This is a genomic window from Streptomyces sp. NPDC030222, assembly GCF_055573115.1.
In genome coordinates this window covers 345,894-360,468 of record NZ_JBVICA010000003.1, presented here as the reverse complement: position 1 = coordinate 360,468, position 14,575 = coordinate 345,894, and the positions used below count along the sequence as shown (strand labels likewise).

Annotated in this window: 13 protein-coding genes; 6 read left to right on the top strand and 7 right to left on the bottom strand. The window is 72.2% G+C overall.

Annotation, left to right across the window (positions count from 1 at the left end; translation table 11 throughout):
• Positions 1-2: 2 nt before the first annotated feature.
• From kdpB to ACZ4Z5_RS06410, 4 genes are all read right to left on the bottom strand, one after another.
• Complete coding sequence (gene kdpB / locus ACZ4Z5_RS06425; RefSeq protein WP_468257458.1) at positions 3-2,147, bottom strand: potassium-transporting ATPase subunit KdpB; 2,145 nt, start codon at positions 2,145-2,147, stop codon at positions 3-5.
• Positions 2,144-3,808: a potassium-transporting ATPase subunit KdpA gene (gene kdpA, locus ACZ4Z5_RS06420; protein ID WP_468257455.1), complete on the bottom strand. Its 1,665-nt coding sequence runs from the start codon at positions 3,806-3,808 to the stop codon at positions 2,144-2,146. Before kdpA ends, kdpB begins: the two co-directional genes overlap by 4 nt.
• A gap of 8 nt (positions 3,809-3,816) precedes the next feature.
• Positions 3,817-3,906 carry a K(+)-transporting ATPase subunit F gene (kdpF, locus tag ACZ4Z5_RS06415; protein WP_468257453.1) on the bottom strand — a complete coding sequence of 30 codons (90 nt, stop codon included), beginning with the start codon at positions 3,904-3,906 and terminating at the stop codon, positions 3,817-3,819.
• A gap of 354 nt (positions 3,907-4,260) precedes the next feature.
• Positions 4,261-5,223 carry a pirin family protein gene (locus ACZ4Z5_RS06410; RefSeq protein ID WP_468257450.1) on the bottom strand — a complete coding sequence of 321 codons (963 nt, stop codon included), beginning with the start codon at positions 5,221-5,223 and terminating at the stop codon, positions 4,261-4,263.
• A 95-nt stretch (positions 5,224-5,318) separates the two neighbouring features.
• Between ACZ4Z5_RS06410 and ACZ4Z5_RS06405 the strand changes: the two genes are divergently transcribed.
• On the top strand, positions 5,319-5,657 hold the full coding sequence (locus ACZ4Z5_RS06405; protein WP_468257447.1) for a tetratricopeptide repeat protein: 339 nt from the start codon (positions 5,319-5,321) through the stop codon (positions 5,655-5,657).
• Between the two features lie 526 nt (positions 5,658-6,183).
• Positions 6,184-7,362 (top strand): methyltransferase, encoded by a 1,179-nt coding sequence (locus ACZ4Z5_RS06400; protein WP_468257444.1) that lies wholly within the window; start codon positions 6,184-6,186, stop codon positions 7,360-7,362.
• Here ACZ4Z5_RS06400 and ACZ4Z5_RS06395 read toward each other — a convergent pair.
• Positions 7,350-8,783 carry a dihydrolipoyl dehydrogenase family protein gene (locus tag ACZ4Z5_RS06395; protein ID WP_468257441.1) on the bottom strand — a complete coding sequence of 478 codons (1,434 nt, stop codon included), beginning with the start codon at positions 8,781-8,783 and terminating at the stop codon, positions 7,350-7,352. The two genes, ACZ4Z5_RS06400 and ACZ4Z5_RS06395, sit on opposite strands and share 13 nt — an antisense overlap.
• A gap of 114 nt (positions 8,784-8,897) precedes the next feature.
• On the opposite strand from ACZ4Z5_RS06395, the gene ACZ4Z5_RS06390 reads away from it, so the two are divergent.
• A complete protein-coding gene (locus ACZ4Z5_RS06390; RefSeq protein ID WP_468257438.1) occupies positions 8,898-9,266 on the top strand; it encodes a thioredoxin family protein in 369 nt (122 codons plus the stop codon).
• A 291-nt stretch (positions 9,267-9,557) separates the two neighbouring features.
• Entirely contained in the window at positions 9,558-9,833 is a 276-nt protein-coding gene (locus ACZ4Z5_RS06385) for a MerR family DNA-binding protein (RefSeq protein ID WP_468257435.1), read from the top strand.
• 150 nt (positions 9,834-9,983) lie between these two features.
• Here ACZ4Z5_RS06385 and ACZ4Z5_RS06380 read toward each other — a convergent pair whose 3' ends face one another.
• Entirely contained in the window at positions 9,984-11,168 is a 1,185-nt protein-coding gene (locus tag ACZ4Z5_RS06380) for a thiolase family protein (protein WP_468257432.1), read from the bottom strand.
• A gap of 134 nt (positions 11,169-11,302) precedes the next feature.
• Between ACZ4Z5_RS06380 and ACZ4Z5_RS06375 the strand changes: the two genes are divergently transcribed.
• Complete coding sequence (locus tag ACZ4Z5_RS06375; RefSeq protein ID WP_468257428.1) at positions 11,303-12,883, top strand: IclR family transcriptional regulator domain-containing protein; 1,581 nt, start codon at positions 11,303-11,305, stop codon at positions 12,881-12,883.
• Positions 12,884-13,047: 164 nt separating this feature from the next.
• Positions 13,048-13,359: a hypothetical protein gene (locus ACZ4Z5_RS06370; RefSeq protein WP_468257425.1), complete on the top strand. Its 312-nt coding sequence runs from the start codon at positions 13,048-13,050 to the stop codon at positions 13,357-13,359.
• Positions 13,360-13,383: 24 nt separating this feature from the next.
• On the opposite strand, the gene ACZ4Z5_RS06365 is transcribed toward ACZ4Z5_RS06370, so the two are convergent.
• On the bottom strand, positions 13,384-14,409 hold the full coding sequence (locus tag ACZ4Z5_RS06365) for a LacI family DNA-binding transcriptional regulator (protein ID WP_468257423.1): 1,026 nt from the start codon (positions 14,407-14,409) through the stop codon (positions 13,384-13,386).
• Positions 14,410-14,575 lie beyond the last annotated feature (166 nt).

The following is a 14,575-nucleotide window of genomic DNA, read 5'->3' as shown; positions in this document are numbered from 1 at the left end:
GATCAGCCGATTCCAGGAATGAGGGAGATGAGCAGGTCGATGAGCTTGATGCCGATGAACGGGACGACCAGGCCGCCGAGTCCGTAGAGGCCGAGGTTGCGGCGGAGCATCTTGTCCGCGCTGGACGGGCGGTACCGGACGCCCTTCAGGGCGAGCGGCACCAGTGCGATGATGATCAGCGCGTTGAAGATGACGGCGGAGAGGATCGCCGACTCCGGCGAAGACAGAGCCATGATGTTGAGCTTGTCCAGGCCCGGGTAGGCCACCGCGAAGATCGCCGGGATGATCGCGAAGTACTTCGCGACGTCGTTGGCGATGGAGAAGGTGGTCAGGGCTCCGCGGGTGATGAGGAGCTGCTTGCCGATCTCGACGATCTCGATGAGCTTGGTCGGGTTGGAGTCGAGGTCGACCATGTTGCCGGCCTCCTTGGCGGCCGACGTGCCGGTGTTCATCGCGACACCGACGTCGGCCTGGGCGAGTGCGGGGGCGTCGTTGGTGCCGTCGCCGGTCATCGCGACCAGCTTGCCGCCGGCCTGCTCCCGCTTGATGAGGGCCATCTTGTCCTCGGGGGTGGCCTCGGCGAGGAAGTCGTCGACACCGGCCTCCTCGGCGATCGCCTTGGCCGTCAGCGGGTTGTCACCGGTGATCATGACGGTCTTGATGCCCATGCGGCGCAGCTCTTCGAACCGCTCCCGCATGCCCTCCTTGACCACGTCCTTGAGGTGGATGACACCCAGCACGCGGGCACCCTTGTCGTCCTCCATGGCCACGAGCAGCGGGGTGCCGCCGGCCCCGGAGATGGTGTCGGCGAGGGTGCCGGCGTCGTGCGGGACCTCGCCGCCCTGCTCCCGGACCCAGGTGATGACCGAGCCTGCGGCACCCTTGCGGATCTTCCTGCCGTCGACGTCCACACCCGACATGCGGGTCTGGGCGGTGAACTCGATCCACGTGGCGTGCGCCAGCTCGCCCTGGTGACGCTCCCGCAGCCCGTACTTCTCCTTGGCCAGGACCACGATGGAGCGGCCCTCAGGGGTCTCGTCCGCCAGGGACGACAGCTGGGCGGCGTCGGCGACCTCGGCCTCGGTGGTGCCCTTGACCGGCACGAATTCGGCCGCCTGCCGGTTGCCGAGCGTGATCGTGCCGGTCTTGTCGAGCAGCAGCGTGGACACGTCACCGGCGGCCTCGACCGCCCGCCCCGACATCGCCAGCACGTTGCGCTGGACGAGCCGGTCCATCCCGGCGATGCCGATCGCGGAGAGCAGGGCGCCGATGGTGGTGGGGATCAGGCAGACCAGCAACGCGGTCAGCACGATCAGCGAGGTCTGCTCGTCGGCGCCCGCGTAGATCGCGAACGGCTTCAGGGTGACGACGGCGAGCAGGAAGACGATGGTGAGGGACGCCAGCAGGATGTTGAGCGCGATCTCGTTCGGCGTCTTCTGCCGGGCGGCTCCTTCGACCAAGTTGATCATGCGGTCGATGAAGGTCTCGCCGGGCTTGGTGGTGATCTTGATGACGATGCGGTCGGAGAGGACCTTCGTACCGCCGGTCACCGCGCTCCGGTCACCACCGGACTCGCGGATGACGGGGGCCGACTCGCCGGTGATCGCCGACTCGTCCACCGAGGCCACACCCTCGACGACGTCACCGTCGCCCGGGATGACGTCACCGGCCTCGCAGACCACCAGGTCACCGATCCTCAGCTCGGTACCCGGCACGGACTCCTCGCCCGCGCCGTCCTTGGTCAGCCGGCGGGCGACGGTGTCGGTCTTCGCCTTGCGCAGGGTGTCGGCCTGCGCCTTGCCGCGGCCCTCGGCCACCGCCTCCGCAAGGTTGGCGAAGATCGTCGTCAGCCAGAGCCAGGCGGTGATGGCCCAGCCGAACCAGTCGGTCGGGTCCTTGACCGCGAGCACCGTGGTGACCACCGAGCCGACGAGGACCACGAACATGACGGGTGACTTGACCATGACCCGCGGGTCCAGCTTGCGGACCGCGTCCGGGAAGGACTTGACCAGCTGCTTGGCATCGAACAGGCCGCCGCCCACGCGTCCGGCCTCGGGCTTGTGGCCCGTCGGGACGTCGCTGTGCGGTGCCGGGGTGACAGGGGCGGTGGACATCGCGTCCTCGTGCTTCTTTGCGTCAGTGGTCATGACCCCAGCCCCTCGGCGAGCGGACCCAGCGCCAGCGCCGGGAAGAACGTCAGGCCGGTGATGATCAGGATCGCGCCCGCGAGCAGCCCGGTGAACAGGGGCTTCTCGGTGCGCAGGGTGCCCGCGGTAGCGGGCACCGGGGTCTGCTCGGCAAGCGCCCCGGCCAGGGCCAGGACGAACACCATCGGCAGGAACCGGCCCAGCAGCATGCACAGGCCGAGCGTCGTGTTGAAGAACGGCGTGTTGGCGCCGAAGCCGGCGAACGCGGAGCCGTTGTTGTTCGACGCGGAGGTGTAGGCGTACAGGACCTCGGAGAAGCCGTGGGCCCCCACGTTGGTCATGGCTTCCTTGCCGTCCGGCAGCGCCATGGCCACGGCCGTGCCGACCAGCACCAGGGCGGGCGTGATCAGGATGTAGCACGCGGCGAGCTTGATCTCGCGGGTGCCGATCTTCTTGCCCAGGTATTCGGGAGTGCGACCCACCATCAGACCGGCCAGGAACACCGCGATCACAGCCATGATCAGCATGCCGTAGAGGCCGGAGCCGACGCCACCGGGCGCGATCTCGCCCAGCATCATGCCCAGCAGCAGCACGCCGCCCGACAGGCCGCTGAAGGAGTCGTGGAACGAGTTGACCGACCCCGTCGAGGTCATCGTGGTGGAGACCGCGAACAGCGAGGACGCGCCTTCGCCGAACCGCTGCTCCTTGCCCTCCATCGCACCACCCGCCAGCTGCGAGGCAGTGCCCGGGTGGGCGTACTCGATCCAGGTCACCAGGACCACGGCCACGAACCAGATCGTTCCCATCGCGGCGACGATGGCGTAGCCCTGCTTGACGTTGCCGACCATCTTGCCGAAGGTGCGCGGCAGCGAGAAGGGGATCACGAGCAGGAGGAAGATCTCCAGCAGGTTCGTGAAGCCGTTGGGGTTCTCGAAGGGGTGGGCGGAGTTGGCGTTGAAGTAACCGCCGCCGTTGGTGCCCACGTCCTTGATCGCTTCCTGGGAGGCCACCGCGCCGGGCGAGATGCCCTGCGTCTGGCCGGTCACCGTGGTGAGCTCGTGGATGCCGCCGAAGTTCTGGATGGCGCCGGCGGCGACCAGCACGATGGCGGCGATCACGGAGAGCGGCACCAGGATGCGGACGGTACCGCGGACCAGGTCGGCCCAGAAGTTGCCGAGCTCGCCGGTGCGGGAGCGCGCGAAGCCCCGGACGAGCGCCACCGCGACGGCGATACCGACGGCAGCGGAGACGAAGTTCTGCACCGCGAGGCCGGCGGTCTGGGTGATGTGGCTCATCGCCGCCTCACCCGAGTACGACTGCCAGTTCGTGTTCGAGACGAACGACGCGGCGGTATTGAACGCCTGGTCCGGGTTGATCGCCTTGAAGCCGAGCGAGAGCGGCAGCACGTCCTGGACGCGCTGGAGCACGTACAGCAGCAGCACGCTCACCGCGGAGAAGGCCAGCACCGCCCGCAGGTAGGCGGACCAGCGCATCTCGGCGTTCGGATTGGCACCCACACTGCGGTAGATCCACTTCTCCACCCGCAGGTGCTTCTCGGAGGAGAAGACGGCGGCCATGTAGTCGCCCAGCGGGCGGTGCACCAGAGCCAGCGCGGCGACCAGCGCCGTCACCTGGAGCACGTCAGCAAGAACGGGGCTCATATCGGGGCTCAGAACCTCTCCGGCTTGACGAGGGCGAGGATGAGATAGCCCAGCAGAGCGACGGCCACGACCAGGCCGATGATGTTCTCGACGGTCACAGCTTCGTCACCCCCTTGGCGATGAGAGCCACCAGCGCGAAGACCGCGACCGTGGTGACGACGAAGGCCACATCGGCCATCGTGAGCTCCTGGATGAAGTGGGTGTGGTGAATCGGCCAGGGTGGCCGGACAAGAGCTAATCGCGTCGGCAGTGAGCCGTTAAGACTTCTTGACGGCTCTCATACGCCCGCCGACACGGCCTTAACGGATTCCATACGAGAAGCCGTGCGCGGACCTGCTGGACACCCCCAGGAACGGACCGGCCGGCGACGCGCTCGGGCGGGCTGGGCTCCGTACAGAACACGCCGAGGCAAGCCGGCCTCCCAGCGCCTTGCCACATCAAATCGGCACGGTTCAGCGCACCCTCCCCCGCGGTTTCAGCGCCACCGGCGGGAGTTCAGGAGCGGGCAGTCGGCCGTCGTAGCCTTCCACTCGGCCGAATCGCGTGCCGTTCATCCAGTCCTCCCTGGCCTGTGCGATGTCCTCATGGGACCGCCCGATGAAGTTCCACCACATCACGAGCTCCTCCTCGAAGGGCTCGCCGCCGAGGAGCATCAGACCGGCGTCGGACTCGGCGCGCAGGGGGAGTCCGGTGCGTCCGCAGCCCAGGTAGAGCATCGAACCGGGGAGTACCGGCACTCCGTCGACATGCACCTCCCCGGACATGCTCAGTACGGCGTATTCGAAGTCGGGCTCCAGAGGGAGCGTGGTGCCGGTGCCGCGGGCGAGGGCGAGGTCCGCGCCGACAATGGGGGTGTACGCCGTGCCGGGCGAGGCGGCGCCGTCGAGTTCGCCGAGGATGACGGTCGCGCGGAGGCCGGGTGCGGTGACGACGGGCAGGTCGGGGTGGTGCTGGAAGCGGGGTTCGGTGTGGCGGTGCGTCTCGGGCAGGGCGACCCAGAGCTGCGCGCCGTGCAGGAATCGGGCGTGCGGCCTGGGGCTCTCCTCGGAGTGGCTGATGGCCCGGCCGGAGGTCATCAGGCCCAGTTCGCGTGGGCGGATCGCCTGGAGGCTGCCGAGGCTGTCACGGTGGAGCACTTCGCCCTCGTGGAGCCAGCTGACCGTCTGGAGGCCCATGTGCGGATGGGGCGGGACCTGCATGCCGGGCTCGTCGGCGATGTCGTCGGGTCCGTAGTGGTCGACGAAGCACCACGCGCCGACCATGCGGCGGCCGAGGTTGGGCAGCAGCCTGCGGACTTCGGTGGACTCGCCGAGCTTCACCTGGCGGGGACTGAGGAGCTCACGGACCGGTTCGGCGACGACGAAGCCCCTGCCGCCGCACACGGACGGCACGGCCTGACGATCGAGATTGCTCATGGCGTTCAACCTATTCCTGTGCGTGACGGGGTCGTGAGCCCCACGCCCGATCCCCAGTAGTGGAATGTTCAACCATCCCTCGTGGTTTCCCGGGCATGACGGAGATCTACTACGACCATGGAACGCCGGCCGAACGCTGGGAGCGGGCACAGCTGTTCTTCGACGCCAGGGAGTACGCGACCGCGGCAATCGTGCTGAGAGGGCTGGTCGACGAGGACCCCTCGCCGGTCGCACCGCGTCTGCTCCTCGCCCGTGCCTACTACCACTCCGCGCAGCTGAAGCGCGCGGAGACGGAACTGCGGGCCGTCCTGGAACGCGATCCCGTGGAGTCCTACGCGCGGCTGATGCTGGGCCGCACCCTGGAGCGGCAGGGCCGTGCCGCCGAGGCGGAGCCGCATCTGCGGCTGGCAGCCGCCATGAGCGGGGAGGCGTGAAGCGTGGGCGGGGAGGCACGGGGCACTGGCGGGGCGGATGCCCCGGGCGCGGACGTCTCGTAGGGCAGTGCTCCGGGCCGCGGCAGCCGATGGCGGCGGCCCGGACCACGGCCGCCGAGGGCGGCGGCACGGACCGGGACGACGACCAGGACCACGGCCGGGACCGGGACCACGCCTCGGACGCGGGACGACGCGTACCGGCCCACGACCAGGACCCGCGCCGCGCTCTCGGATGCGGACGACGCCCCGGGCCGCGGCCGGCTGGGACGGGGCCCGCGGCCGCGGCCCGGACGCGGACGACGGCGAGAGCACGGCCCGGCCCCGTCGGCTACCCCAACTCGTCGACGGCCACAGCCCGGCGACGGCCTCGGGCCGGGCCCAGGCCCCCGGTCCCGGCCGTGCACCGCAACCCGGACGAGGCCCCGTCCGGGGGCCGTGCAGCGGACCCCGGCGCAGGCGGGCCGCAGCGAGGAAGCCCCGACGCACGGGAAAGGCCGCCCGGTGACTCGGCTAGCCTGAAGGCACGATGAACCGTTTGACCACCTCAGCGGGTGAGTTCACGCTCACCCGCTTCCCCGAGGACCCCCGCGACGCGCTCCGCGCCTGGGACGCCGCCGACGAGTACCTGCTGCGGCATCTCGAAGGACACGACGGAGCACCGGCCGTGGACCTCTCCGGCACCGTGGCGGTGGTCGGCGACCGCTGGGGCGCGCTGGTCACCGCCCTCTCCGCGCACCGTCCGGTGCAGATCACCGACTCCTTCCTCGGCCGTGAGGCGACCCGGGCGAACCTGGCGCGCAGCGGTGCGGCCGAGGGCACCGTGCGGCTGCTCACGACCCGGGACGCCCCGCCCGAGCGGATCGACGTCCTGCTCGTACGCGTCCCGAAGAGCCTCGCCCTGCTGGAGGACCAGCTGCACCGGCTGGCCCCCGCCGTCCACGCCGGGACGGTCGTCGTCGGCACGGGCATGGTCACCGAGATCCACACCTCCACACTGAGGCTGTTCGAGCGGATCATCGGCCCGACCCGCACCTCGCTGGCCGTGCGCAAGGCACGTCTGGTCTTCTGCACGCCGGACCCTGCCCTCCCCCGGACGCCCAGCCCCTGGCCGCTGGTGTACGCGCTGCCCGAGGACATCGGCCCGGCGTCCGGTCGGACCGTGACCAACCACGCCGGCGTCTTCTGCGCCGACCGCCTCGACATCGGCACCCGCTTCTTCCTCCAGCACCTGCCCCGCCGCCGCGGCGCCGAGCACGTCCTCGACCTCGGCTGCGGCAACGGCGTGGTCGGCACGGCCGCCGCGCTGGCGAACCCCGAGGCCCGGGTGACGTTCATCGACGAGTCGTACCAGGCGGTGGCCTCCGCGGAGGCCACCTTCCGGGCCAACGCCGCACCCGGCGCCGAGGCGCACTTCGTGGCCGGGGACGGCGTGTCGGACGTACCGGACGGATCGGTGGACCTCGTCCTGAACAATCCGCCGTTCCACTCGCACCGGGCCACCACCGACGCGACGGCCGGGCGCATGTTCGCCGGGGCGCGCAGGGTGCTGCGCCCCGGCGGCGAACTCTGGGTCGTGGGCAACCGGCACCTCGGCTACCACGTGAAGCTGCGCCGGATCTTCGGCAACTGCGAAGTCGTGGCGGGCAACCCCAAGTTCGTGGTGCTGCGCGCCGTCGGACGCCCGGGCCGGCGTCAGCCCCGGTAGGCCTCCAGCAGCCGCAGCCACACCTCGCTGATCGTGGGGAACGCGGGGACGGCGTGCCACAGCCGGTCGACCGGCACCTCGCCCGCGACGGCGACCGTGGCGGAGTGCAGCAGCTCTCCGACGCCCGGACCGACGAAGGTGACGCCGCGCAGGACGTGCCGGTCGAGGTCGACGACCATCCGGGCCCGGCCGCGGTACCCGTCCGCGTAGAGTCCGGCGCCCGCCACACCGCCGAGGTCCTGGTCGACGGCCCGTACGCGGTGCCCGGCGCGTTCGGCCTCGGCGAGGGTGAGCCCGACGGACGCCACCTCCGGATCCGTGAAGATCACCTGGGGTACCGCGTCATGGTCGGCGGTCGCCGTGTGCGCTCCCCAGCGTTCGGTGTCGAGGGCGGCAGCGCCGCCGTCGGCCCGGGCGGCGATGGCCGAGCCCGCGATCCGTGCCTGGTACTTGCCCTGATGGGTGAGCAGTGCCCGGTGATTGACGTCCCCGACGGCGTACAGCCAGTCGCTGCCGGTCACCCGGCAGGTGTCGTCCACGGGCAGCCAGCCGCCCGGTTCCAGACCGACGGTGTCCAGCCCGATGTCCTCGGTGCGCGGGGCGCGGCCGGTGGCGAACAGCGCGTCGTCGGCCTCGACGTGGTCGCCGCCTTCGAGAACGAGGGTGACGGGTCCGGTGCGGTCGGCGCGCACCACCGCTTCGACCGACACACCGGTACGGACGTCGGCCCCGGCCTCCGTCAGCGCCTCCGCGACCAGTTCCCCGGCGAACGGCTCCATCCGGGGCAGCAGTCCGCCGCCGCGGACCAGCACGGTGACGCGGGATCCGAGGGCTTGCCAGGCCGTGGCCATCTCGGTGGCGACCACTCCGCCGCCCACCACGGCGAGTCGTCGCGGGACCCGGCCGGCGCCGGTCGCCTCCCGGCTGGTCCACACCCCGGCGCCGGTCAGACCGGGCAGAGCCGGCAGCGAGGCCCGGCTGCCCGTGCACACGGCGACCGCGTGGCGCGCGGTGAGGACGTGCCGGTCGCCTTCGGGGCCGGTTACCACCACCCGACGCGGCCCGTCGAGACGCCCGTGCCCCCGGTAGAAGCGCGCTCCGGTGCCGTCGAGCCACCGCACCTGGCCGTCGTCCTTCCAGTGCGACACCTGCTCGTCGCGGCGGGCGAGGACCGCCTGTGCGTCGAGCGGGCCCTGCACGGCGTGCCGCAGTCCCGGAACCCTGCGTGCGTCCGCCCGCGCGGTGACCGGGCGGAGCAGGGCCTTGCTGGGGATGCAGGCCCAGTACGAGCACTCGCCCCCCACCAGTTCCGACTCCACCACGGCGGTGCTCAGCCCCGCCGCTCGGGTCCGGTCGGCCACGTTCTCACCGGTCGGACCGGCTCCCAGTACAACGACGTCGTACTCCGAGACTTCGGTCATGAGGCCAGTCTGAGGCCCGTGTGGAGGGGCGGCCACAGGGCATGTGGAATACCACGGTCTCCCCCGAGGTTGTGCGGGGCGGCCCGATACGAAGGCCGGGAGGAAGGAAACGACGTGACAACCGTCGAGCTCACCAAGGACAACTTCGATCAGGTGATGTCGGACAACGACTTCGTGCTGATCGACTTCTGGGCTTCGTGGTGCGGCCCGTGCCGCCAGTTCGCACCGGTCTACGAGGCGGCGTCGGGCCGTCACGAGGACCTGGTGTTCGGGAAGGTCGACACCGAGGCGCAGCCGGAGCTGGCCGCGGCCTTCGAGATCCGTTCCATTCCGACCCTGATGATCGTGCGCGACCGTGTGGCGGTCTTCGCCCAGCCGGGCGCGCTGCCCGAGCCGGTGCTGGAGGACGTGATCGGCCAGGCCCGCGCGCTGGACATGGACGAGGTGCGCAGGTCCGTGGAGGCGGCACAGCAGGCCGAGTGACGACGCGGCGGGCCGGCCGGGCGGACACCGGCCGGCCCGCGGGCTCGGTGGACGACGGCGGCGGGGCTTCGGGCGGAGGGGGCGGACGCCGGCCCGTCACCCGACGGGCGAGCCCTGCCGGCAGACCGGGTGCCCTCCCCGGTCCGCCCGGCCGGTGTTCCCGTCCGTCAGGCGTGGAACGGTCCGGGGATCGGTGAGCTCGCACCCGAGGGCCGGTGTGCGGGCGTCGGCGCTGCGGTACTGGGAGGAGCGCGGCCTGCTGCCCGGCGCCCACCGTGACGGGGCCGTCGGGTGTGGCCCGCGACGGCACTGCGCCGGGTCGCGCTCATCAGGATGGCGCAGCGCGCCGGCTTCACCCTGGCCGAGATCGGGCAGCTGCTCGACGGCAGCGCCACTGCCGGGGCCACCCGACAGTGGAGGGAGCCGGCCGCCCGGAAGCTCCCGGAACCGGACCCGCACATCTCCCGGACGCAGGCGCTGCGCCGGGCCGTCGCGGACTGCCTGGAGTGCGGCTGCATGCGCTTCGAGAAATGCGTACTCCGGAACACCCCCGATGACGCCTTGTGATGACAGACCGTCATCTTACGGCGGGTCCGGCACGCCGCCGAGCCCGGCGAGCAGGTCCGGCCGCGCGAATGGGTCCGCACCGCCGGTAGGCCCGCCCGGGCACCGGATCGGCCGGGCGCCGCGCCGGTCGGGCGCCCGACCGGCAGCGCGTCAGCGGTCGAGGACCAGTGCGATGCCCTGCCCGACACCGATGCACAGCGCCGCCAGGCCCGTGCCCGAGCCGGCCGCGGCGAGCTGGTGGGCGACGGCCCCGGCCAACCGCGCACCGGAGGCGCCGAGGGGATGGCCGATGGCGATGGCGCCGCCACGGGGATTGACGATCGCGGGGTCCAGGTCCGGCCATTCGGCGAGGCAGCCGAGGGACTGCGCGGCGAACGCCTCGTTGAGTTCGAAGGTGGTGAGGTCCGCGAAGGTGCGGCCGGCCTTGGCGAGCGCGCGCTGGACGGCGTCCACCGGGCCGAGACCGAACAGCTGCGGCTCGATGCCGGTGACGGCCGACGTGCGGATACGGGCCAGCGGCTCGCGGCCGGTGGCGCGCAGCCCCTCCTCGTCGACGAGGAGCAGCGCGGCGGCGCCGTCGTTGAGCGGGGACGCATTGCCGGCGGTGACCGTGCCCTCCGTACGGAAGGACGGCTTCAACTTGGCGAGTGCCTCCAGGGAGGTGTTGTCGCGGATGCACTCGTCACGGGTGAGGTCCACCCCTGCGTACGGCACCACCTCGGCGTCGTACAGGCCGTCGGCCCAGGCGCGGGCGGCCTTCCGGTGGCTGTCCAGCGCGAACGCGTCCTGCTGTGCGCGGGTGATGCCGTGCTTGTCGGCGATCAGTTCGGCGCCCTCGCCGAGCGAGACGGTCCACTCGTCGGGCATCCGCTGGTTCGTCATACGCCAGCCGAGGGTGGTGGAGTACATCTGCTGGTGGCCGGCCGGGAAGCCGCGTTCGGGCTTCTGGAGCACCCAGGGCGCCCGGGACATGGACTCGACGCCGCCCGCGATCATGACCGAGGCGTCGCCGACGGCGATGGCGCGGGCGGCCTGCACGACGGCCTCGAGGCCCGAGCCGCAGAGGCGGTTGACGGTGACGCCGGGGACGGACGTGGGCAGGCCAGCGAGCAGCACGGCCATCCGGGCGACGTCCCGGTTGTCCTCCCCCGCGCCGTTGGCGTCGCCGAACACCACGTCGTCGATCCGCGCCGGGTCGAGGTCCGGGGCCCGGTCCACCAGGGCGCGGACGACGTGCGCGGCGAGGTCGTCGGGGCGGACGCCCGCGAGCGCGCCGGCGAACTTGCCGATCGGGGTGCGGACGGCGTCGACGATGTAGACGTCGCGGATGCTCATCGGTACCTTCCTGCCTGTCAGATGGTGTTCGCCTGGTGAACCATCGTTCATCTTCTGGCTCGCCGCCCGAGTCTCTGCCCGGATCCGCCCACTGTCAACGGCCGTGGTCGCCGGCCCGCCCGAGGAGGAACCGAATGACGTCGCAGGACCGGCCGGTCGGCCCCCTGGAGCGGGGCCTGGCCGTCCTGCGCGCGCTGTCCGGCCCGGCCGCGGAAGCGGGTCCGGTCCGCCACGGCGACCTGGCCAGGGCGACAGGGCTGGCGCGGGCCACCGTCGACCGGGTGGTGTCCACCCTGGACCGGCTCGGGCTGGTGCACGGGGACGGGCGGGCGGTGTCGTACGCGCCCAAGGCGATGGAACTGCCGGCCGCCTGGTTCCGTGCCCGTGCCGTTCCGTCCACGTTGCGTCCGGGCGTGGAGCGGCTCGCCGACCTGTGCGACGAGACGGTCGCCGTCACGGTGCCGGACGCGGACGGGGCGCGGGTGGTGCTCCAGGCCGTCCGGCGGCGCAGCATGGCGCCGGCGTACCGGATCGGAGACGTGGTGCCGGGGCGGCACAGCGCGGCCGCGGCGCTGTTCGCCGGCGACGGGCATGCGGCGGCCCGGGACGGCTGGGCGGGCGAGGACCAGTTCGTCGAACCGGGACTGGTGGCGGTGGCCGTGCCAGTGCGGGACGCCGCCGGGCGGGTGGTCTGCGCGGTGAGCGTGGTCAGTCACACCAGCCGGCACACCCTGGACTCGCTGGCGGCCTCCGTGCTGCCGGGCCTGCGGGAGGCCGCCGACACGTTCGGCGCGGCACTCCTGGCGCCGCGTGCTCCCGGCGGCGCGGGCGCCGGCAGGGTACGCGCGGGGGCGCCCGCCCGTACCGGTCCGCCGCCCGTGTCCGCCGCCGGCTCCCCCGTCGCCTCGCCCGTGCGGGCCGCCAAGGAGGAGCTGGGCGCCGGCTTCCTGCAGTCGCTGGCACGCGGCCTGGACGTCCTGCGCGCCCTCGGCGACGACCGGGGCGACGGGCTGACCCTCAGCGCCGTCGCGCAGACGACCGGGCAGCCGAGGGCCACGGCACGCCGCTCACTGCTCACGCTGACGGGCCTGGGGTACGCGGCCGTGGAGGCGGGGCGGTTCCGGCTGCTGCCGCGCGTACTGGAACTGGGCTGCGCGCGGCTCTCGGGCCTCACCCTCCCGGACATCGCCCGGCACCACCTGGTGGCCCTGGTCGACCGGGTACACGAGTCGGCGTCCCTCGCGGTCCTCGACGGATCGGACATCCGGTACGCGGCGCGGGTCCCGACGGTGCGCATCATGAGCATCGACATCACGGTGGGGACGCGCTTCCCGGCGTACGCGACCTCCATGGGGCGTGTCCTGCTGGCTGCCCTGCCGGAGGATGAACGCCCGGTACCCACAGGCGAGTTGGAGCCACTGACCCGGCACACCATCACGTCCCGGGACGTGCTCCGCGGCGTCCTGGCCCGCATCGCGGCCGAGGGACACGCCCTGGTGGAAGAAGAACTGGAGGAGGGGCTGCGCTCCCTGGCCGTCCCGGTACGCGACGGCGACGGCCGCGTGATCGCGGCGATCAACGTCGCACAGCACGCGGGCAACGGCACCGCCGACGCCATGCGCGCGACCGTGCTGCCCGCGCTGCAGGAAACGGCCGCCCGGATCGAGACGGATCTGCGCGCGTACGGGGCGGCCGGGCTCACCCCTCGGGCGTAGCCGTCCCCGAGGGCGCGGCCCTGGGAGTACGGGTCCAGCGAACATCGCGCCGTCTTGTCAGAGCTGCCTGACGTGGGCTCGAGCACGTCCGGGGTGCCCGTTACGGTCCAGAGCCGGCTGACCGGACCAAGGGGACCGAGGCGGGCCGAGGCCCATGTATCCCGGTGACGGAGCGTCCCGACCCCCAGATCCCGTCTGCCGGAGGCAGGAACGGGCTCGGCGGGATCCTGGGGGCGGCCGGCTTCGGACCCGTCCGGTGGGAGACGGTCAGGGTCGATCTGAGCGGCGCACCCGACCTGGTGTGGAGCGTCCTGTCCACCGTGTACGACCTGGGCCCGCTCGACCCGGGCACCGTGGGCCGCCTGCGCACGGCCTTCCTCGCCGACGTGCGGGCGATCACCCGGTCCGACGGTTCCGTGCCGTGCGCGGCGGTCGTCCACCTCGCGTCGGCGCGGCTGGGGGACGACGGCGCGTAGGCGGGCAACGGGTTGTCCCGGGCGTCAACTCGACTCGCGCGGGACGACCGTGACGGCCATCGGGCCGGGGGTCCGAATGCCGACGGCCGGGTCGCGTACGGCGTTGTCGACGAGTGCGGCCAGACACCGGCCGGTGACCGGCTCGGTCCGGACCGTGGACAGCCGTGGACGGAGGAGCCGTCCGAGCAGGAGGTCGTCGGCGCCGACGACGGACGTGTCCTCGGGGACCGTGATGCCCTCGTCCTGGAGCGCCCTCAGCAGGAGCACCGCGTACTCGTCGTTGTAGGCGAAGGCCCCGTCGAGACCGAGGGAACGCCAGCGGGCGGCGAGGGCGGCCGCCGCGGCCTCCGTGCACGCCATGGTGAGGGGTTCGATCCGGACCTCCGTGCAGGCGGCGGCCGCCTCCCGGGCGCCTTCGAGGCGCGGCAGTGCGTACAGGTCGAGGCCCGGCTCCTCGGGGAGGAGCACGCCGATGCGCCGTCTGCCACGTTCCACGAGGTGGGTGACGGCGTTCCCGCCGACCCGCCGCTGGTCGAGCACGACACTGTGCGCGCCCGCCACGCCCTGTGGGCCCAGGGTGATCACGGCTTTCGCGCCGGAACGTTTGAGTACGTCGACGCCGTTCGGCGTCAGCTGGATCTCTCCGAGCGAGACGACGGCGACGGGGCGCAGTTCGGCCCAGGCGCGGGCGGCCTCGTCGGCGTCGAGCCCCAGGCTTCCGTACTGGACCACGGTGTAGTCGAGTCGGCGCATGGCCCACTGGAAGTCCTTGAAGAATTGGCTGGAGAGGGGTCCGGCCGGGGCATGGGAGGTGGGCAGGAGCACGATCCTGGTGTGCCCGGCCCGCAGGGCGCGGGCCGCGGCGTGCGGGACGTATCCCAGTTCCTCGGCGGCCCGCAGGACGCGGCGGCGGGTGGGCTCGCTGATCCGTACGGCGGCGGTGTTGTTGAGGACGTAGGAAACCGTGGCGCGCGAGACGCCGGCCAGCCGTGCGACGTCGGCGCTGGTCGGGGCGGGGCGCTCGGCGGAAGTCTCGGATCTCTGTCTCATCGCCTGCGGAATCCTTCCAGACCCGCCGCGCCACATTTCCCGTGGTTGGCCGGAAATGCACGCCCTGCGGCGACGACACCTGCCACGATGATCCATCGGTACCGCACAACTGTGCTCACCTGGGACGTTGTGCGTCCCGCCGGCGCTCGTGCCGGTCCGGTCGCAC

Coding starts and splice junctions, on each gene's coding strand:
- kdpB (WP_468257458.1), bottom strand. CDS start 2,147: ATGACCACTGACGCAAAGAAGCACGAGGACGCGATGTCCACCGCCCCT.
- kdpA (WP_468257455.1), bottom strand. CDS start 3,808: ATGAGCCCCGTTCTTGCTGACGTGCTCCAGGTGACGGCGCTGGTCGCC.
- ACZ4Z5_RS06410 (WP_468257450.1), bottom strand. CDS start 5,223: ATGAGCAATCTCGATCGTCAGGCCGTGCCGTCCGTGTGCGGCGGCAGG.
- ACZ4Z5_RS06405 (WP_468257447.1), top strand. CDS start 5,319: ATGACGGAGATCTACTACGACCATGGAACGCCGGCCGAACGCTGGGAG.
- ACZ4Z5_RS06400 (WP_468257444.1), top strand. CDS start 6,184: ATGAACCGTTTGACCACCTCAGCGGGTGAGTTCACGCTCACCCGCTTC.
- ACZ4Z5_RS06395 (WP_468257441.1), bottom strand. CDS start 8,783: ATGACCGAAGTCTCGGAGTACGACGTCGTTGTACTGGGAGCCGGTCCG.
- ACZ4Z5_RS06380 (WP_468257432.1), bottom strand. CDS start 11,168: ATGAGCATCCGCGACGTCTACATCGTCGACGCCGTCCGCACCCCGATC.
- ACZ4Z5_RS06375 (WP_468257428.1), top strand. CDS start 11,303: ATGACGTCGCAGGACCGGCCGGTCGGCCCCCTGGAGCGGGGCCTGGCC.
- ACZ4Z5_RS06365 (WP_468257423.1), bottom strand. CDS start 14,409: ATGAGACAGAGATCCGAGACTTCCGCCGAGCGCCCCGCCCCGACCAGC.